This window comes from Streptomyces stelliscabiei (genome assembly GCF_014873495.1).
Classification (GTDB): Bacteria; Actinomycetota; Actinomycetes; order Streptomycetales; family Streptomycetaceae; genus Streptomyces; species Streptomyces bottropensis.
Genome location: NZ_JADBGF010000001.1, coordinates 5,672,895 through 5,690,528 on the forward strand (window position 1 = coordinate 5,672,895; position 17,634 = coordinate 5,690,528).

At 72.7% G+C, this 17,634-nt stretch carries 16 protein-coding genes; 9 read left to right on the forward strand and 7 right to left on the reverse strand.

The genetic code is table 11. The features are described from left to right. Positions 1-401: 401 nt before the first annotated feature. Positions 402-1,493 (reverse strand): diacylglycerol kinase family protein, encoded by a 1,092-nt coding sequence (locus H4687_RS24975; protein WP_050398027.1) that lies wholly within the window; start codon positions 1,491-1,493, stop codon positions 402-404. Between the two features lie 197 nt (positions 1,494-1,690). Here H4687_RS24975 and H4687_RS24980 point away from each other — a divergent pair, with 197 nt between their 5' ends. Both H4687_RS24980 and H4687_RS24985 read left to right on the forward strand, forming a co-directional pair. Then, entirely contained in the window at positions 1,691-2,974 is a 1,284-nt protein-coding gene (locus tag H4687_RS24980) for an adenylosuccinate synthase (RefSeq protein WP_046918153.1), read from the forward strand. A gap of 205 nt (positions 2,975-3,179) precedes the next feature. Then, positions 3,180-3,473 carry a DUF3303 family protein gene (locus H4687_RS24985; RefSeq protein ID WP_046918158.1) on the forward strand — a complete coding sequence of 98 codons (294 nt, stop codon included), beginning with the start codon at positions 3,180-3,182 and terminating at the stop codon, positions 3,471-3,473. 26 nt (positions 3,474-3,499) lie between these two features. On the opposite strand, the gene H4687_RS24990 is transcribed toward H4687_RS24985, so the two are convergent. From H4687_RS24990 to H4687_RS25005, 4 genes are all read right to left on the reverse strand, one after another. Beyond that, a complete protein-coding gene (locus H4687_RS24990) occupies positions 3,500-4,150 on the reverse strand; it encodes a hypothetical protein (RefSeq protein WP_046918154.1) in 651 nt (216 codons plus the stop codon). Positions 4,151-4,248: 98 nt separating this feature from the next. Next, positions 4,249-6,702 (reverse strand): dolichyl-phosphate beta-glucosyltransferase, encoded by a 2,454-nt coding sequence (locus H4687_RS24995; protein ID WP_046918155.1) that lies wholly within the window; start codon positions 6,700-6,702, stop codon positions 4,249-4,251. After that, complete coding sequence (locus H4687_RS25000; RefSeq protein WP_005483766.1) at positions 6,699-7,403, reverse strand: GntR family transcriptional regulator; 705 nt, start codon at positions 7,401-7,403, stop codon at positions 6,699-6,701. Before H4687_RS25000 ends, H4687_RS24995 begins: the two co-directional genes overlap by 4 nt. Before the next feature lie 153 nt (positions 7,404-7,556). Next, the gene (locus tag H4687_RS25005; protein ID WP_046918156.1) at positions 7,557-8,912 is read right to left on the reverse strand and encodes an aspartate aminotransferase family protein; all 1,356 of its coding nucleotides are present in this window, start codon (positions 8,910-8,912) and stop codon (positions 7,557-7,559) included. A gap of 358 nt (positions 8,913-9,270) precedes the next feature. Here H4687_RS25005 and H4687_RS25010 point away from each other — a divergent pair, with 358 nt between their 5' ends. From H4687_RS25010 to H4687_RS25020, 3 genes are all read left to right on the forward strand, one after another. After that, a complete protein-coding gene (locus H4687_RS25010; protein ID WP_046919944.1) occupies positions 9,271-9,876 on the forward strand; it encodes a DJ-1/PfpI family protein in 606 nt (201 codons plus the stop codon). Then, the gene (locus H4687_RS25015; protein WP_046919945.1) at positions 9,873-10,358 is read left to right on the forward strand and encodes a MarR family winged helix-turn-helix transcriptional regulator; all 486 of its coding nucleotides are present in this window, start codon (positions 9,873-9,875) and stop codon (positions 10,356-10,358) included. Before H4687_RS25010 ends, H4687_RS25015 begins: the two co-directional genes overlap by 4 nt. 117 nt (positions 10,359-10,475) lie before the next feature. Further along, positions 10,476-12,650: a serine/threonine-protein kinase gene (locus H4687_RS25020; RefSeq protein WP_050398028.1), complete on the forward strand. Its 2,175-nt coding sequence runs from the start codon at positions 10,476-10,478 to the stop codon at positions 12,648-12,650. Between the two features lie 234 nt (positions 12,651-12,884). Here the strand turns inward: H4687_RS25020 and H4687_RS25025 are convergent, their stop codons facing one another. Beyond that, a complete protein-coding gene (locus H4687_RS25025) occupies positions 12,885-13,652 on the reverse strand; it encodes an SLATT domain-containing protein (RefSeq protein ID WP_097249670.1) in 768 nt (255 codons plus the stop codon). A gap of 254 nt (positions 13,653-13,906) precedes the next feature. Here H4687_RS25025 and H4687_RS25030 point away from each other — a divergent pair, with 254 nt between their 5' ends. From H4687_RS25030 to H4687_RS25045, 4 genes are all read left to right on the forward strand, one after another. Further along, positions 13,907-14,254 carry a YbaB/EbfC family nucleoid-associated protein gene (locus tag H4687_RS25030; RefSeq protein ID WP_028796424.1) on the forward strand — a complete coding sequence of 116 codons (348 nt, stop codon included), beginning with the start codon at positions 13,907-13,909 and terminating at the stop codon, positions 14,252-14,254. Positions 14,255-14,363: 109 nt separating this feature from the next. Next, positions 14,364-14,963: a recombination mediator RecR gene (recR, locus tag H4687_RS25035; RefSeq protein WP_046913257.1), complete on the forward strand. Its 600-nt coding sequence runs from the start codon at positions 14,364-14,366 to the stop codon at positions 14,961-14,963. After that, complete coding sequence (locus tag H4687_RS25040; protein ID WP_046913256.1) at positions 14,956-15,618, forward strand: DUF5063 domain-containing protein; 663 nt, start codon at positions 14,956-14,958, stop codon at positions 15,616-15,618. Before recR ends, H4687_RS25040 begins: the two co-directional genes overlap by 8 nt. A 160-nt stretch (positions 15,619-15,778) precedes the next feature. Continuing rightward, entirely contained in the window at positions 15,779-16,714 is a 936-nt protein-coding gene (locus H4687_RS25045; protein WP_005483778.1) for a M56 family metallopeptidase, read from the forward strand. Here the strand turns inward: H4687_RS25045 and H4687_RS25050 are convergent. Then, complete coding sequence (locus H4687_RS25050; RefSeq protein ID WP_046913255.1) at positions 16,711-17,580, reverse strand: alpha/beta fold hydrolase; 870 nt, start codon at positions 17,578-17,580, stop codon at positions 16,711-16,713. The genes H4687_RS25045 and H4687_RS25050 overlap by 4 nt on opposite strands. Positions 17,581-17,634 lie beyond the last annotated feature (54 nt).

Consider the following 17,634-nt stretch of genomic DNA (forward strand, 5'->3'; position numbering starts at 1 on the left):
CGCGCCTGACGACCCATCAAAATATGGCAATGAGCTGGTACTTTGAAGCGAGGGAAGCCATTGTTCGAAACACGCTGACGCGTCGTCACCCTCTTGGAGGCGCCGAGAGCGGACCGCACTCTGAGGAGCCGTCAGGTCGCTCCACCGCCCGCACAGCTGACGGTCACTCAACATGCCTCGGGGCGCTGCGAATGCGCCGTGCGCCCCGTCGCGTGAATTCCGGCCGGGTAAGTGATCGACAACGGCGTGTCGCACGCTTTCAGGGGCCTCGCCTGCACTATCGTGATCGGCCCTCCGGCGTGCATCCGGCGTGCATCCGGCGTGCATCCGGCGTGCATCGGGCGTGCGTCGGGCGGGCGCCGAGACCTGAACGACGCGCACCGCCCGGCACTCGCCCCGCATCACCCCGGCAGGGTCAGCCCCCACGCCCCCTCCCGCACCGTCCAGGTCCGCGTCCGCACCGGCCCCGCCACCAGGGAATCCGCCCGGTAGCGGAAATCCGCGCCGGACACCGTCACCCGGTGGCCGACCGCGTGCAGCGGGGCCGCCTCGGCGCCCACCGACACCGGCCGGATCTCGATGTCGGCGCCGCCGTCCGTGCCCGGCGTGATCGACACCGCCTCCACGGGCTGGTCGAGGTCGACGAGCAGCACGCCGTCCACCTCCACCCGCAGCCGCGAGGGCCCGGCACCGCCCCCCGCGGCGACCCGTATGCGGGCCGGTCGCAGCGGACGGGACAGCCGGGCGGGCCGCGTCGGCCGCGTCGACAACGTACGGGCGAGGGACTGCGGCCAGGCGCGCAGCCAGTGGGGGCCGAGCGAGGACCCGTCGTCGGCGGGCCCGCCTTCCGCCCCCGGCACCCGGTCCGCTCCCGAGCCCGCCCCCGCCCTCGGGCCCGCCCCTCTGCCCGGACGCGAGCCCGGCCCCGTTCCCGTGCCGGTACCCGGGCCGGTGTCGGCGGCCGCGGTCCCCGCCGTTCCCGCCGTCCGGTCGGGCGAGGACGCTGAGGAGGGCGGATACGGCGAGGACGGCGGATACGGCGGGGACTGCGGGGACACACCCGGCAGAACCGGTATGCGCAGGGTGCCCAGCACCACCCCGTCGCTGTCGTCGACGAGCAGATCCAGCCGACGCTCGACGCCGTCGAGGGCGGCGCGGGCCGCCGCGACCGCGCCGGTGGGCACGCCGAGGGAGTGGGCCAGGCCCAGGGCGGAGCCCACGGGGACCAGGGAGAGGGCGCACGCCCCCAGCTCCCGCCGGCGGTGCAGCAGAGCCACCGCCCGCAGCAGCGCGCGGTCGTCGCCGACCACCACCGGCCGCCGTGAGCCACGTCGTGCGAGCGCCCGCGCGAATTCCTCGGGCCCCTCCGGAAGACACACTTTCGTACTCGCCGCACCCGCGCTGAGCACGTCTTTCGCGATCCGTACGGCCTCGCCGTCCGTGCGACGGGCGAGGGGGTCGATGACCACGAGGAGCTGGTCGGGAGTCACCACCTCGGTCCTGCCTCGCTTCCTCGGGTAGCATCTTTGTGCAAGAGCCCCTTGCGCTATTGCGCCAGGGGCTTGGTCTATTCCGGGGCATCCGGGTCCGACAGGTGCGACCAACGGCGGTCGCGGTGCACGCGGCGGTAATGAGCCACCGCGTACGCCCCCGACCTTGGACATGCCCCGCCCGGAAGGGGTGTACGCGCGTGCCCGCACTTGTGCTGCTCGGTGCTCAGTGGGGTGACGAAGGCAAGGGAAAGGCGACGGACCTGCTAGGTGGGTCTGTCGACTATGTGGTGCGCTACCAGGGCGGCAACAACGCCGGCCACACGGTAGTCGTGGGCGACCAGAAGTACGCCCTCCACCTTCTCCCTTCCGGGATCCTCACTCCGGAGTGCACTCCGGTCATCGGAAACGGTGTCGTCGTCGACCCGTCGGTCCTGCTCTCCGAGCTGAGCGGTCTGAACGAGCGCGGCGTCGACACGTCCAAGCTCCTGCTCAGCGGCAACGCCCACATCATCACGCCGTACAACGTGACCCTCGACAAGGTCACCGAGCGCTTCCTCGGCAAGCGCAAGATCGGCACGACGGGGCGGGGCATCGGCCCGACCTACGCGGACAAGATCAACCGCGTCGGTATCCGCGTCCAGGACCTCTACGACGAGTCGATCCTGACGCAGAAGGTCGAGGCGGCCCTCGACGTCAAGAACCAGGTCCTCACCAAGCTCTTCAACCGCCGGGCCATCTCCACCGACCAGGTCGTCGAGGAACTGCTCGTCTACGCGGACAAGCTCGCCCCGTACGTCACCGACACGGTCCTGGTCCTCAACCAGGCCTTGGAGGACGACAAGGTCGTCCTCTTCGAGGGCGGTCAGGGCACGCTCCTGGACATCGACCACGGGACGTATCCCTTCGTGACGTCGTCCAACCCCACCGCGGGCGGCGCCTGCACGGGCGCGGGTGTCGGTCCGACGAAGATCAGCCGGGTCATCGGCATCCTCAAGGCGTACACGACCCGGGTCGGCGCGGGTCCGTTCCCGACCGAGCTGTTCGACGAGGACGGCGAGGCGCTGCGCCGCATCGGCCACGAGCGGGGCGTCACCACCGGCCGTGACCGTCGCTGCGGCTGGTTCGACGCGGTGATCGCCCGCTACGCGACCCGTGTGAACGGCCTGACGGACTTCTTCCTCACCAAGCTCGACGTCCTCACCGGCTGGGAGCAGATCCCGGTCTGCGTCGCGTACGAGATCGACGGCAAGCGCGTCGAGGAACTGCCGTACTCGCAGTCCGACTTCCACCACGCGAAGCCGATCTACGAGAACCTGCCCGGCTGGTCCGAGGACATCACGTCGGCGAAGTCCTTCTCCGACCTCCCGAAGAACGCCCAGGCGTACGTGAAGGCGCTGGAGGAGATGTCCGGCGCGCCGATCTCCGCGATCGGTGTCGGTCCGGGCCGCGACGAGACGATCGAGATCAACTCGTTCATCTGACGGTTCACGGGCGACCCACCTCGGGCCGGGCACGCACACGCGTGCCCGGCCCGCTGTGTTCCGGCCGATGCGGCCGATGCGGCTGATCCGGCTGATCCGGCCGATCCGGCGGGTCGGTCTGGCCGGGCCACGTGCACGTGCCGGGCATATCCTGAAATGGCGCGCGATCCGCGCACGTCACACGGCCGGAGAGAAGGTGAGTGCGATGCGCGTTCTGTTCAAGGCACGCTTCGACACCGAGAAGTCGAACGAGGCCATCCGCAACGGCACCCTCGGGAAGCTGATGCAGGCCGCCATGGAGCAGGTCAAGCCGGAGGCGGCCTACTTCACCACCGACAACGGGCAGCGGACCTGCTACATGGTCTTCGACATGCAGGACAGCTCCGAGATGCCGGCGATCGCCGAACCGTTCTTCCTCGACATGGGCGCCGACGTCACGTACACCCCGGTCATGAACCCCGAGGACCTGCAGAAGGGCCTCTCGGCACTGGGACGCTGAGCCATCGATCGGTCGATCGCCGGACCTCAGCTGAACACGATCATCGATCCCTGCGCCAGACTCCGGGTCGCCGCCGCGTGCAGGCCCAGCCAGACGTGCCGTTCGCGGGCGAACGGGCTGGGGTCGTAGGGGGCCGGAACGGCCGGCTCCTCCAACTCCGTGGGCGCGAGCGGTGCCTCGGGGCGCGCCGGTGGGTTCGCCGGGTCGATGCCGATGGCCGGCGCCACGAACTCCAGCTCCCGCAGCAGTCCCTGGGACGAACCCAGGGGGCCGCCGCCGGCGAGGAGTTCGTCGCTGGAGAGGGGCTGCGGGAAGTCGACCGGGACATAGGCGCCGGCGTGGTCGTAGTGCCAGACCAGGTGGGACTGCTGGGCCGTGGTCTCGAACATCTCCAGCAACTGCTCGTAGTCGCCGCCCAGCGCGTCCACCGGGGTCACCTCCAGGCCGCACACCTGGAGCAGATACGCGCGGCGCAGGAAGTGCAGCGCGTCGTAGTCGAAGCCGGCGACCGGGGCGACCTCGCCGGTCAGCCCCGGCATGTACTGGTACACCGGGACCGGTGGCAGCCCGGCCTCACCCAGCAGCTTGTTGTAGAGCGCGAGTTCCTCGGCGAAGGGATTGTCGGGCGTGTGGCACAGCACGTCGACGAGCGGGACCAACCAGAGGTCACAGGCCAAAAGAGAGCTCCTCGGTCATCCGGCACGCACACGGACGGTAGGGACGCGTTCGCGCACGGCGCACAGTGGTCAGGGAAGCGTAGTCGCTGGACGCGTCTTCAGTCCCCTGCGTGCAGGTCCCATACCCACACTCCGCCCACCCACTTACCCGGTCGCCCCACCAGCTTGTCCACGGCCTCGCGCAACCGCTCGTCGTACGGCTGCGGACGCAGGACCAGGGCGCCCGCGTGCCAGTACGCGAAGTCCTTGCGGGCCTGCGCCCGCCAGTTCTCCCCGATCGCCGGGACCTTGCCGGTGTAGCGGACGTCACGCAGCAGGTTGGAGGTGTGGCGGGGGGCCGCGCCGTAGATGCCGACGCGGTCCTCGCCGAAGGGGCCGTTGAAGTAGCCGCCGGGCATCCGGAAGCCGAAGTGGGCCGTGCTCTGCCAGCGCAGGGCCTCCGCGTTGCCCGGGTCCGGCAGCGGCACGGGCACCAGGGTCTGCCCGGCCCCGGTGTCGACGTACGACGTCCAGGTGCCGTCCGCGATGAACGCCGGCACCTCGGCGCGCTCGACGGACGTCAGCGGGGCCGGGACGATCGGCAGCAGGGCCAGGGTGACCGCCAGGAAGCCGACGTACCGGGTGCCGAGGCTCGGCACGGCGGCGAGCCGCGCGCAGGCGAGCGCCAGCAGCATGCCGAGGACCGGGGCGCAGATCATCGCCACCCGGCCCTCGATGACCGACTCCAGCAGCGGCTTCTCTGCGAGCAGTGCCCACGGGCCGGGCAGCACGAGGTCCGTTCGCGGGAGGCGGATCTCGGGGCCGAGGGAGAGCACGGCGGCGGCGACCGCCGTGCAGGCCAGCGCCTTCACCAGGGCGCGGTCCCACAGGCGTACGACGATGCCGAGCGCCAGGAGGGCCAGCGGCCAGCCGTAGAAGGCGTTCTGTTCGGTGGGGTTGAGGGAGAGGGCCTCCGCCCGTTCCTTGTCGCCCGCGAGGGAGCGTTCGGCGAAGGAGAGGAGCGCGAGCGGGCTGTTGCCGGAGTTGCTGCCGTGCGCGATGTTGCCGTAGCTCTGCGGGCCGAGGAACTGCCAGCTGAGCGGGAGGGCGACGAGGGGGAGCACGACGAGGACCGCGATGCCGAGGCCCTGGAGCAGCGGGCGCCAGGCGTCGCGGGCCACGTCCCGCCGCAGGAGCCCGTACGCGACGGCGAACAGCAGCATGCCCATCGCGGCGAGGAGGAGGGCCTCCTCGCCGAGGAAGATCTGGTAGGCGGTCATCAGGCCGAGGACGACCCCGTCCCGCTGGGTCCGGGCGCCCGTGCACAGGCGCAGTGCCCGGTCGATGATCAGCGGGATCATGAACAGGACGACGAAGTTCGGGTGCGCGTTGGCGTGGCTGACCATCGGCGGCGCGAAGGCGGCGAGGGCCGCTCCGGCGAAGGCCGCGCCCCGGTGCCGTTCGACCCGTTTGACGATCAGCCAGTACCAGGCGCCGGCCGTGGCGGCCAGGCCGAGGGTCATCACCAGGGCCAGAGTGATGGCCGGTCCCAGGGCGAGGGTGACGGGGGCGAGGGGGACCGACAGGCCCAGCATGACCGTGTTGGCCATCAGGTTCACGCCGTCGGGGAAGCCCTGGAAGGTGGTGAAGAGGGGGTTGCGGAGATGGACGAGGTTGTCGGCCGTGACCGCGAAGAACCACTCCCACTGGTTCTGGTCCTGGAGGGAGTCGGGCAGGTAACGGCCGTTCGGGTCGCGCCAGCGGCCGATGTGCAGGGCCACCGCCATCACCAGGAAGAGGGCGACGGCGAGGACGTCGGCCCGGCGGACCGAACGGGCCCGCAGGAGGGCGAGTTCACCGAGGACACGGGCGTAGTCGCCCGGCCGGATCTTCGAGCCCGGCTGGTGGGACCAGCGGACGGGGACCTCGACGACGGGCCAGCCGCTGCGGCGGTAGTACCGCAGGATCTCCACGTCGATGCCGAACCCGTCGAGCCGGGAGGCGGCGAACGCCTCGCGGGCGCGGTCGCCGTCGAACAGCTTGAAACCGCACTGGGTGTCGCGGATGCCGGGCACCGCGACCCCGCGTATGAGCAGGTTCCCGGCCCGCCCGAGCGCCTCGCGCAGCCGGTGCTGGTGGCGGTCGATGGTCGCGCCCGGCGCCTCGCGCGAGCCGATCGCGGCCGTGTACCCGTCGGAGAGCGCCTTGTCGAGCCGCTCCAACTCCTCGATGGGTGCGGCGAGATCGGCGTCGGTGAGCAGGACCCGGCGGCCGTGCGAGGCGAGGACACCGAGCCGCAGGGCGTGGCCCTTGCCCCGGTTGCGGGGCCCGCCGGAGACGAGCTGGACCCGGGCGTCGCGGGCGGTGACGGCCGCCACGACCTCGGCCGTGCCGTCCGTCGACCCGTCGTCGACGACGATGACCTCCCAGCGGGCCGCGGCCTCGGTGGCCGCGAGGTGGGCGATGATCGCGTCGAGGGTGGGGGCGAGGCGGTCCTCCTCGTTGTACGCGGGGACGACGACGGAGAGGTCGACGCTCAGCTGCCCGCCGCCCGCCTTCGGGGTCGTGCTCATCCGTCCGCCAGGCGTTCCACCAGCGTCAGGGACCGCTCGTCGTAACCGGCGATGATCTCCTGCGCGGTCTGCGCGTCCCGGCGGGTGAGGGCGTCGACGAGGTCGGTGTGGTCGGCCCACAGCCGCCCCTTGAGGTCGTCCGTCCAGTCGTTTCCCTGACGCAGGTGCTGGACCGCGCCGACCCAGGACCGGACGCGCAGCCGGTGCAGGAAGTCGGTGAGGTACGGGTTGCCGAACAGGGCGCTCAGCTCGCGCCAGAACCGCAGGTCGTAGCCGATCAGGATGTCCAGGTCCCCGGCGGTCGCGGCGCGCCGCGCCTCCTCGCCGCGTCGCCGGACCCCGGCGAGGGCGGCGGCCGTGCGGGGGTCGACCTTGCGGTCGCCGAGCCGCCGGAACATGCCGTCGGTGACCAGGATGCGGGCCTCGACCATGTTCCGGTAGTCGGCCAGGGAGTACGCGTGGACCTCGAAGCCCCGGTGCTGCACGGCGTCCAGCAGCCCCTGCGCGGACAGGTCCACCAGCGCCTCGCGCACGGGCGTCGCCGAGACGCCGTACTGCTCGGCGATCTCCTTGACCGTGAACTCCTGCCCCGGCTTCAGCCGTCCGGCCAGCACCTCGTCACGGAGCGCGTCCGCGAGCTGTTGCCGCAGGGTGCTACGGGTCACGGCGCCATTGCCGCCGCCGGTGCCGGTGCCGGGCATCGTGGTCTGGGTCCCCCATCCGCGTACGCGTACGCATTCTGTGCGTGCTCTCTGCGTTCTCTTACGAGCACGTCACCTTACGCGTTCGGGTTACGGGGAGGAGTTTTCGCCCTTCTGCTCACACTGCGCTCGGCACCGGGGACGACGACGGCCTCAGACCGTGTGTTCGTCCGCCACCGAGAGGGCCGCGTCGAGGGCGGCGAGCCCCTCCTTGGCCTCGGTCTCCGTGATGTTGCAGGGAGGCACGACGTGGGTGCGGTTCATGTTGATGAAGGGCCACAGACCGTTCGCCTTGGCGGCGGCGCCGAAGGCGAGCATGGGGGCGTTCGCCTCACCGGCCGCGTTGTAGGGGACGAGGGGTTCGCGGGTCTCCTTGTTCCTCACCAGCTCCAGCGCCCAGAACATGCCCGTGCCGCGCACCTCGCCGACGCAGGGGTGGCGCTCGGCGAGTTCGCGCAGGGCGGGCTCGACGACCGAGCGGCCGACGGTGGCCGCGTTGGTGACGACGCCCTCCTCCTCCATGACGTTGATCGTCGCGACGGCGGCGGCGCAGGCCAGCGGGTGCCCCGAGTACGTGAGACCGCCGGGGTAGGGGCGCCGGGCGAACGTCTCGGCGATGGCGGGGGAGATGGCGACGCCGCCGAGGGGGACGTAACCGGAGTTCACGCCCTTGGCGAAGGTCATCAGGTCGGGTACGACGTCGAAGAGGTCGGCGGCGAACCAGGTGCCCGTGCGCCCGAAGCCCGCCATGACCTCGTCCAGGACGAACACGATCCCGTACTTGTCGCACAGCTCACGGACCCCGGCCAGATAGCCCGGCGGCGGGACCATGATCCCGGCCGTGCCCGGGATCGTCTCCAGGATGATCGCGGCGATGGTCGACGGCCCCTCGAAGGTGATCGTCGTCTCCAGGTGCTCCAGCGCGCGGGCGCACTCCTGCTCCTGCGTCTCCGCGTGGAAACGGGTGCGGTAGAGGAACGGCGCCCAGAAGTGCACGACCCCTGCCGTGCCGGTGTCGGAGGCCCAGCGGCGCGGGTCGCCCGTGAGGTTCACGGCCTGCTGGGTGCCTCCGTGGTACGAGCGGTAGGCGGCCAGCACCTTGGGGCGGCCGGTGTGCAGCCGGGCCATGCGGACGGCGTGCTCGACGGCGTCGGCGCCGCCGTTGGTGAAGAAGATCTTGTCCAGGTCGCCGGGGGTGCGCTCGGCGATCAGCCGGGCCGCCTCCGAGCGGGCCTCGACGGCGAACGCCGGGGCGAAGGTCGTCATCGTCGCGGCCTGCTCCTGGATCGCGGCGACGACCTTCGGGTGCTGGTAGCCGATGTTCGTGTAGACGAGGCCGCTGGTGAAGTCGAGGTAGCGCCTGCCGTCGTAGTCCCAGAAGTACGAGCCCTCCGCGCCGGCGACGGCGAGCGGGTCGATGAGTTCCTGCGCGGACCAGGAGTGGAAGACGTGCGCGCGGTCCGCGGCCTTCACCGCGGCGCCGGCCTGGGGGTTCGGCTGAGGGGTCATGGGGGCGAGGGTAGGGGGCGGGGAGGGCGAGGGGGTATTGGCGACGTGTATGGGCCGGGGCGCCGGCGCGCGACACAGTGTCGCCCTCTTCGCCGGCCCTCGTGCGCGGGTGGGTGGGGGCTTCTCGCGCGGGTTCCCCGCGCCCCTCAAAAGCGGGGGCTGCGCCCCACGCTTTTCCCCGCCGCCTCCCGCGCGCCGGGCTTTCAGGCCCGCAGGGGCCTGTGTCTTTCAGGGGCGCGGGGAACTGCGCGAGAAGCCCCACCGGGCCGCGGCCGGCACATGACCCGTCGTCATTGACAGGAGGCTGTCGAAATGACAGCATGTTGTCAATAAGGGTCGAGGTACTTCAGGAGGAGCCATGACCGATCGCAAGGCTGTTCATCTCGCCGTGTACGACACCTACGCCGACTGGGAGACCGGCCACACGACCGCCTGGCTCGCCCGGGCCGGACGGCAGATCCGTACCGTCGGGCCGACCCCCGAACCCGTGCGGACGATCGCCGGCGTACGCATCCAGCCGGACGGCGTCCTCGACGACCTGCGCCCGGGGGACAGCTCGCTGCTCATCCTCACCGGCGCCGATCTCTGGGACACCGGAGACGACCTGGCCCCGTTCGCCCGGAAGGCGCGGGAGTTCCTGGAGGCCGGCGTCCCGGTCGCGGCGATCTGCGGAGCGACCGCCGGGCTCGCGCGGGAGGGACTGCTGGACGACCGGGCCCACACCAGCGCGGCCCCCTTCTACCTGGCCGCCACCGGCTACAAGGGCGGCGAGCGGTACGTCGAGGCGGACGCCGTCACCGACGGGCCGCTCGTCACCGCGGGCCCCACCGAACCCGTCGCCCTCGCCCGCGAGGTCTTCCGCCTCCTCGGCGTCTACGAGGGCGAGGTCCTCGACGCCTGGTACCGCCTCTTCCACGACTCGGACGCGGAGGCGTACGCCGTCCTGGAGGCGGCGGGACGATGAGCCGCGACCAGCAGGACCTCCTCAGCCGTGCGGCCGTCGGGACCTTCCGGCTGAACGGGCAGTTCCTCTCCGTGGCCGAGGAGCTGGCACGCCCGGCCGGGCTGACGGCCGCCTGGTGGCAGGTGCTGGGCGCGGTGCTGCCCGAGCCGCTGCCGGTCGCCGGGGTCGCCAGGACCATGGGCATCACCCGGCAGAGCGTCCAGCGGGTCGCCGACCTCCTCGTCGGCCGGGGCCTCGCCGAGTACGTCCCGAACCCGGCCCACCGCCGCGCCAAACTCCTCGCCCCCACCCCCGCCGGCCGTGCCGCGATCGAGCGGATCGAACCCGGCCACGCGACCCTGGCCGCCCGTCTCGCGGAGGCGCTGGGCGAGGAGGAGTTCGCGGAGGCCGTACGGCTGCTCGAACGGCTGTCGGGTGTGCTGGACGGGCTCGCGACCTCACCGAAGGCCGACGCGGCTCCGGCCGCTGTTACGGAACCGTAGACACCGCTCCATCCGCCTCCCCGTGCCGCCGCACTACGATCGGTCCGTTGCGCACGTACGCGACGTACCCGTACGTACGCGTACACATATGCAGGGGGAGACGGGGGGACGGTGGCCATGGAGAAGCTCGGGCCCGGGGATCCGCAACGTATCGGGGCGTACCGGCTGCTGGCGCGGCTGGGGTCGGGCGGCATGGGGAACGTGTACCTGGCCCGGTCCGAGCGCGGCCGTACCGTCGCCGTGAAACTGGTGCGGCAGGAGCTGGCGGAACAGGAGGAGTTCCGGGCCCGGTTCCGGCAGGAGGTGCAGGCCGCACGGCAGGTGGGCGGGTACTGGACCGCGCCGGTGCTGGACGCGGACACCGAGGCGGGCATCCCGTGGGTCGCCACCGGCTACGTCGCCGGACCGTCCCTGCAGTCCGTGGTCGGACGCGATCACGGGGCGCTGCCCGAGCGGTCCGTACGGATCCTCGCGGCGGGCCTCGCGCACGCGCTGGAGGACATCCACGCGGCGGGCCTCATCCACCGCGACCTCAAGCCGTCCAACGTGCTGGTGACCATCGACGGGCCGCGCGTCATCGACTTCGGCATCGCGCGGGCGCTGGAGACCGTCACGGACGGCGGGCTCACGCGCACCGGCGCGCTCGTCGGCTCGCCGGGCTTCATGGCTCCCGAACAGGTGCGCGGCGACCGCATCACCCCGGCCTGCGACGTCTTCTGCCTCGGCTCCGTCCTCGCCTACGCCGCCACCGGCAACCTCCCCTTCGGCGCCGCCAACTCCGGTGTCCACGCCCTGATGTTCCGCATCGCCGAGGAGGAACCGGATCTGGAGGGGCTGCCGGAGGGCCTGTACGACATCGTCCGCGAGTGTCTGCGCAAGGACCCCGCCGCCCGCCCGACCCTCGCCCAGATCCTGCAGCGCACCGGCGCCGAGGACACCGTCTTCGCGGGCCGGTCGCGGGATCCCTGGCTGCCGAGCGCCCTGGTGGCCCAACTGGGGCGCCACGCGGTCCAGTTGCTGGACGCCGAGGACCCGGAGGAGCCGTCGGGCGGTACGGGGGCGCCGGAGTCCGCGGCGGCCGAGGGCGGGGCGGGAGGGCCGGCGGACGGTGGTGGTCCGGGGGCGCCCGATCCCGCCGGGCAGCCGGCCGGGGCCGCTGCCCCGACACCGGCCCCGGCCGTTCCCGCGACCCCGGCCCCGACCGCTCCCGCGCTCCCGCCGTCGACCCCGCCCGTGTACCCGCTGGGCGCACCCGACGCTCCGTACGGCGGGTCCGCCGCCGCGTCCCCCGGCTCCGGCGGGGCGGCGACCCCGCCCGGCCATCCGGCCGCCGCCCCCGAGGCGGCCGGTCCGCCCTCGCCGGGCGCGCCGGGCGCCGCGCCCCTGGACCGGATGCCGACGCAGATCGCGGGGACGGGGGCCGGTGCGCAGCCGCCACCGCCCAGCGCCCCGCCGGGCCCCGCGCCCGCCGGGTACGGCTTCCCGCAGCAGTACACCCAGCAACCCGCCGGCGGGTACGGGCAGCAGCCCGCCGCCCCCGGCTACGGCTACCCGCAGAGCGCGCCGTACGGGGCGTACGGGCAGGGGCCCTACGGCGGCGGGCAGGGTGCCGGTGCGGCAGCGGGGCTCGGCCCGACCCCGCCGTACGGACCGAACCCCGTCTACGGGCCCGGACCCGGGACGCCCCCGGCCGTGCAGCCCGAGCCGCAGCGCGGCAGCCGGCGCTCCTCCGTGCTCCTCGTCGCCGTCGCGCTGGTCGTCGCGCTCGGTGCGGGCGGCTCGGTGTACGCGTTGATGACGAAGGACGACGACGGGGGCAAGGAGAACGACGCGAAGGGCGGGCCGACGACGAGCGCGCCCGAGACGCCGGGGCCGTCGTCGCCCGAGCCGACGGATCCGGGGACCTCCCCCGAGGAGACCACCGAGTCGCCCGACGCAGGGACGGTCCCGGAGGGCTTCGTCGGCACCTGGAACGCCAGCATCGGCGGTTCCGGGGGCGACACCCGGCAACTCGTCATCCAGCAGGGCGAGGTCGGCGACACGGTGCTGTCCCTGACGGCGGACGGGCCGCTCGAAGGCGGCGGCACGTACCACTGCGTGTTCGAGGCGGCGCTGACGGAGGAGCCGGGGGACGACGGTCCGCTCCGGATCGGGCCCTCCACCGTCTCCACCGGCGAACCGGCCACGTCCTGCTCCCCGGGCGCGGCGACCACGGTCACCCTGCTGCCCGACGGCCGGCTGCGCCGCGTCGACACGGCGGGCAAGTCGGTCACCTACACGAAGGCGGACTGAGCGGCCCGTCGCCCGGGGCTCCGGCTCGGTGCGTTGTCGGGTGCGGGCCCGGTGGGGTTTCTCGCGCAGTTCCCCGCGCCCCTGAAAAGCAGGGGCTGCGCCCGCCGCTTTTCAGGCCCGCAGGGCCTGGGTCTTCAGGGGCGCGGGGAACTGCGCGACCAGCCCCTACTCACCCGCACCCGACAACGCACCGACCCACCTCGCACCCCACCCGCCCCGGCTCCGCCGCTACCGCTACCGTGCCTCCGGCGGCCGCTGCCGAGGCATGTTCGGCCGCGCCCCCGGCGGCATCGGCACCCGCCCGTTCCCATTCACCTCGGGACGCCCCACGCTCCCCCCGGCCTGCACACCGAGCGGAGCCGACCCCGTCCGGAACTCCACCATCCAGTCCGCCGTCTCCGCCCGCACCAGCTCCGTCACGTCCTCCGAGAACCGCCGCAGCACCCCGAGGCACCGCTCCGCGGCCTCCCCGGCCGTCCCCTCCGCAGGCCCCAGCACCTCCCGCGCGCTCTCGGACGCCCAGTCGAACCGCAGCATCTGCAGCCGTCGCTGCACCGCCTGGGCCGTGGCGACGTCCCGCATCCATCCGGACGTGACGCCGAAGAACCGGTCCACCCCGACACACGCCACACAGGACAGCAGCGCGAGATACCCCCAGGGAGCCACCCCGCCCACCGCCCCCGTGAGGTCGAGCAGCGGCAGGGCGGCCCCGGCGAGCGCCCCGGCCGCCGCCCCGATCCGCAGGACCCGCGCCGCCACCCGTTTCCACACCCGGTCCGCGAGATACCACGCCGCGGTCTCCAGCGCCGCCCGCTCGACCCAGTGGTACAGCTCCTCCAGCCGCTCCGCCGGCGCCCCCCAGTCCCCCTGCGGAAACGGCCGCCCGGCCAGATCCCCCGCCCACGGCCCGGCCGCCGACGTCCACGGCTCCGCCCACAGCCCGGACCCCTCACCCCGCCCGTCCTGGGTTCCCCCCTCGGGCTGCATCTCCGGCTGGCTCACCAGGCACTCCCTACGTACGTACGGCGCTCACGCACCACCCTGACGCGGCCGGACCCTTCCTACCGCCCAATGGGTGGCGAAGATGGTGTTTTCACCGCTTATCCCCTGGAAGATGCCCTTGATCAGATATACGAATCCCCGCCGACTCACTCGAAAGAGTGGCGCGGCACAGGCCGTGCCGACCACGTAGGCTCGTGACGACCGTAAGAACGTGAACGGCGACGTCCGTTCGTACTCGTGCGAGGGAGCTGAACGTGATCCCCGGTGGTGGCCAGCCCAACATGCAGCAGCTGCTCCAGCAGGCCCAGAAGATGCAGCAGGACCTGGCGAGGGCACAGGAGGAGCTCGCGCGGACGGAGGTCGACGGCCAGGCGGGCGGCGGCCTGGTGCGTGCCACCGTCACCGGCTCCGGCGAACTGCGCGGCCTGAAGATCGACCCCAAGGCGGTGGACCCGGAGGACACCGAGACCCTCGCCGACCTGATCGTCGCGGCCGTCCAGGCGGCCAACGAGAACGCCCAGACCCTCCAGCAGCAGAAACTGGGCCCCCTCGCCCAGGGTCTGGGCGGTGGTGGCGCGGGCATTCCCGGCCTGCCCTTCTGAGCGCCTCCGCGACCCCCTCCGACCCCATCCGTGCCCGGTACCGCCTTCCTCGGAGCGGCGGCGGCCGACTACGGTACGTACTGAAAGACATCAGGAAGGACGGCAGTCCGTGTACGAAGGCGTGGTCCAGGACCTCATCGACGAGCTGGGGCGGCTGCCCGGCGTCGGTCCCAAGAGCGCGCAGCGGATCGCCTTCCACATCCTGCAGGCGGAGCCGACGGACGTACGGCGCCTCGCGCACGCCCTCCTCGAAGTGAAGGCGAAGGTCCGTTTCTGCGCGACCTGCGGCAATGTCGCGCAGGAGGAGCTGTGCAACATCTGCCGCGACCCCCGCCGCGACCCGACGGTCATCTGTGTCGTCGAGGAGCCCAAGGACGTCGTCGCGATCGAACGCACCCGCGAGTTCCGGGGCCGGTACCACGTCCTCGGGGGCGCGATCAGCCCGATCGAGGGCGTCGGCCCCGACGACCTGCGCATACGGGAGCTGCTGGCCCGCCTGGCCGACGGTACGGTCACCGAGCTGATCCTGGCCACGGACCCCAATCTCGAAGGCGAGGCCACGGCCACGTACCTCGCCCGCATGATCAAACCCATGGGCCTCAAGGTCACCCGCCTGGCCAGCGGCCTCCCGGTGGGCGGCGACCTGGAATACGCGGACGAGGTGACCCTCGGCCGCGCCTTCGAGGGGAGACGATTGCTGGATGTCTGACGCCACGCTGCACGCGACGGACCTGAACCCGGACGACTTCGCGGTCCAGATCGCGGACCAGATCGAGAGCTTCCTGGTCGCCGTCACCGAGGTGGCCAAGGGCGACGAGCCGGACTCGGCCGTCCCCTTCCTCCTGCTGGAGGTGTCCCAGCTGCTCCTGGCCGGCGGCCGTCTCGGCGCGCACGAGGACATCGTGCCCGACGAGCGCTACGAGCCCGACCCGGGCCCCGAGACGGACGTCGACGAGCTGCGCGAACGTCTCGCCCTGATGCTGGAGCCGGTCGACATCTACTCCGAGGTCTTCGACCCCTACGAGCCCCGCAAGGCGCCGGTCCCCGCCCGGATCTCCGACGACCTCGCCGACGTCATCGCCGACCTCCGCCACGGCATGGCCCACTACCGCGCCGGCCGCACCAGCGAGGCCCTGTGGTGGTGGCAGTTCTCCTACTTCTCCAACTGGGGCTCCACCGCCTCGGCGACCCTGCGGGCCCTGCAGTCCCTGGTCGCCCACGTCCGCCTCAACCAGCCCCTCGCCGAGCTGGACGGCCTCGACACCGACCAGGAACTGATGGGTGACGAGACCCTGGAGTTCGAGGCGGGCCAGGTCATGGCGGAGGAGATCGCGGGGCCGCTGGGGCTGCGGAAGGTCAAGTAGCCCGGAGACCGACCGGGTCCCGTCCGGCGCCGGACGGGACCCGATCACGTCCCCGTGTCCGTGGAAGGACTCCTGCACGTGTGAGTACCGGCGGTAGCGTAGGAACCGTCGTCGTTCCACTCCCTTTCGCGCCCTCCCGACAGGAACCGGACCCAGTGACGTGACCGTTCTCCTGCTCCTTCTCGCCGCCGTGGCCGTGACCGCCGCGGTGCTGGGCCCCCGCACCCTGCTGACGGCGAGGTGGCCCGAGCGGGAACCCGTGGTCGCGCTGTGGGCGTGGCAGTGCCTGGTGGCGGCGGCGCTGCTGAGCTGCCTCGCGGCGCTGGTGCTGGGCGCCGCGGCCGTGTTCGAGACGGTCCGCACGCGCGCCTTCGCGCCCGCGCCCCCGGCCGTGACCGCCGCGTACGACCTCACCGCCGCACCGCCCTGGACGGCCGTACTGACGCTGGCGCTGGCCCTCGGGGCGGCGTGGAGCGGTGCGATGCTGGCCCGGGAACTGGTCGAGGCCCGGCGCCGCCGGCACCTGCGCCGGGCGCATCTGCGCGAGCGCGCCCCCGACCTGCCGGCGGGTCTGCCACAGACGAAGGGGCCGCTGCTGGTCCTGGAGGACGAGTACCCGGACGCGTGGCTGATGCCGGGCGCCCCGCCCCAACTGGTCGTCACCACCGGCGCGTTGGGCAAGCTGAGCGACCGCCAGCTGGACGCCGTGCTCGCCCACGAACTCGGTCACGCCCGCGCCCGCCACGACTGGCTGCTCCACCTCTCCACCGCCCTCGCCACGGGCTTCCCGCGCGTCCCCCTCTTCGCCCACTTCGCCGACCAGACCCACCGCCTGGTCGAACTCGCCGCCGACGACACGGCCTCCCGCCGCTGCGGGCACCTCACCACCGCCCTGGCCCTCATCGAACTCAACCAGCACCGGGGCGTGTTGAGCTGCTCCAACACCCGCCGCCTGCTGGGCGACCGGGTCGAGCGGCTGCTGGAGCCGCCGCCCCGCCTGGACCGCACCCGCCGCGCGGCCACCACCACGGCCGCCGCGCTCCTCGCCCTCCTCCCGCTCCTCATCGCGTTCGCGCCGGCGCTGGGGACGCTCTAGCCGGTCCGCTGGTCGGTCCGCTGGTCCGTCTGCTGCTCCTGGAGGAAGTCCAGGAGCACGGCGGTGAGTTCGGCGGGGGCGTCCTCCTGGACGAGGTGCCCCGCACCGGCGATCGGCTCGAAGCGCGCGCCGGGGACGAGACCGGCCAGCTGCCGCCCCTTCGCCAGCGGAATCCACCCGTCCTCCTCGCCCCAGCACACCAGCGCCGGGATGTCGATCTCCCCGTACCGCCCCTGGATCTCGTCCGTGTGGGCCTGGTCCGCCTGGGCGATCTGCCGGTAGAAGGCGGGCTGCCCGTGTTCGCCGAGCCACGGCTGGACGAGCCGGTCGAGGACGGTCGGGTGCAGGCCGGGGCCGCCGGTGGAGGCGACGTACTCCCGCACGAGGGCCCGGTGCAGTGCGGGCGGCAGCTGTTCGAAGACCTCCGCATGGCGGCCCAGCAGCCGGAACGAGGGCGTCCCCCAGGGGGCGAGCGCCACCGGGTCGACGAGGGCGAGCGCGCGGTAGCGGGCCCCGTGCAGCAGGTGGGCCCGCAGGGAGACGGCCCCGCCGAAGTCGTGCGCGACCACGAAGGGCTCCTCCAGCCCCCAGTGCGCCAGCAGTTCGGCGAAGACCCGTCCCTGCGCGGCCAGGGACACGTCCTGGCCGGTGTGCATGTCCGACTCCCCGTACCCGGGCATGTCCCACACGAACACCTGGTACCGGTCGGTGTCGGCCAGCGCCTGGGCGATGCCGCGCCAGACGTAGGAGGAGAAGGGGGTGCCGTGGCAGAGTACGACCGGTTCCTGCCCGGCCTCCCCGATCGTGCCCCACCGCACGGCCCCCGACGCACTACGGAAAGTCTCAGTCAGCAGCACTTCGCTCATGGCTGTCTGTTACCCCACGGAACGCCGTCGTCACTGCGGCGAGCAGTGACTCCG

Coding starts and splice junctions, on each gene's coding strand:
- H4687_RS25010 (WP_046919944.1), top strand. CDS start 9,271: ATGACCGATCGCAAGGCTGTTCATCTCGCCGTGTACGACACCTACGCC.
- H4687_RS25015 (WP_046919945.1), top strand. CDS start 9,873: ATGAGCCGCGACCAGCAGGACCTCCTCAGCCGTGCGGCCGTCGGGACC.
- H4687_RS25020 (WP_050398028.1), top strand. CDS start 10,476: ATGGAGAAGCTCGGGCCCGGGGATCCGCAACGTATCGGGGCGTACCGG.
- H4687_RS25005 (WP_046918156.1), bottom strand. CDS start 8,912: ATGACCCCTCAGCCGAACCCCCAGGCCGGCGCCGCGGTGAAGGCCGCG.
- H4687_RS24985 (WP_046918158.1), top strand. CDS start 3,180: ATGCGCGTTCTGTTCAAGGCACGCTTCGACACCGAGAAGTCGAACGAG.
- H4687_RS25000 (WP_005483766.1), bottom strand. CDS start 7,403: ATGCCCGGCACCGGCACCGGCGGCGGCAATGGCGCCGTGACCCGTAGC.
- H4687_RS25050 (WP_046913255.1), bottom strand. CDS start 17,580: ATGAGCGAAGTGCTGCTGACTGAGACTTTCCGTAGTGCGTCGGGGGCC.
- H4687_RS24995 (WP_046918155.1), bottom strand. CDS start 6,702: ATGAGCACGACCCCGAAGGCGGGCGGCGGGCAGCTGAGCGTCGACCTC.
- H4687_RS25040 (WP_046913256.1), top strand. CDS start 14,956: ATGTCTGACGCCACGCTGCACGCGACGGACCTGAACCCGGACGACTTC.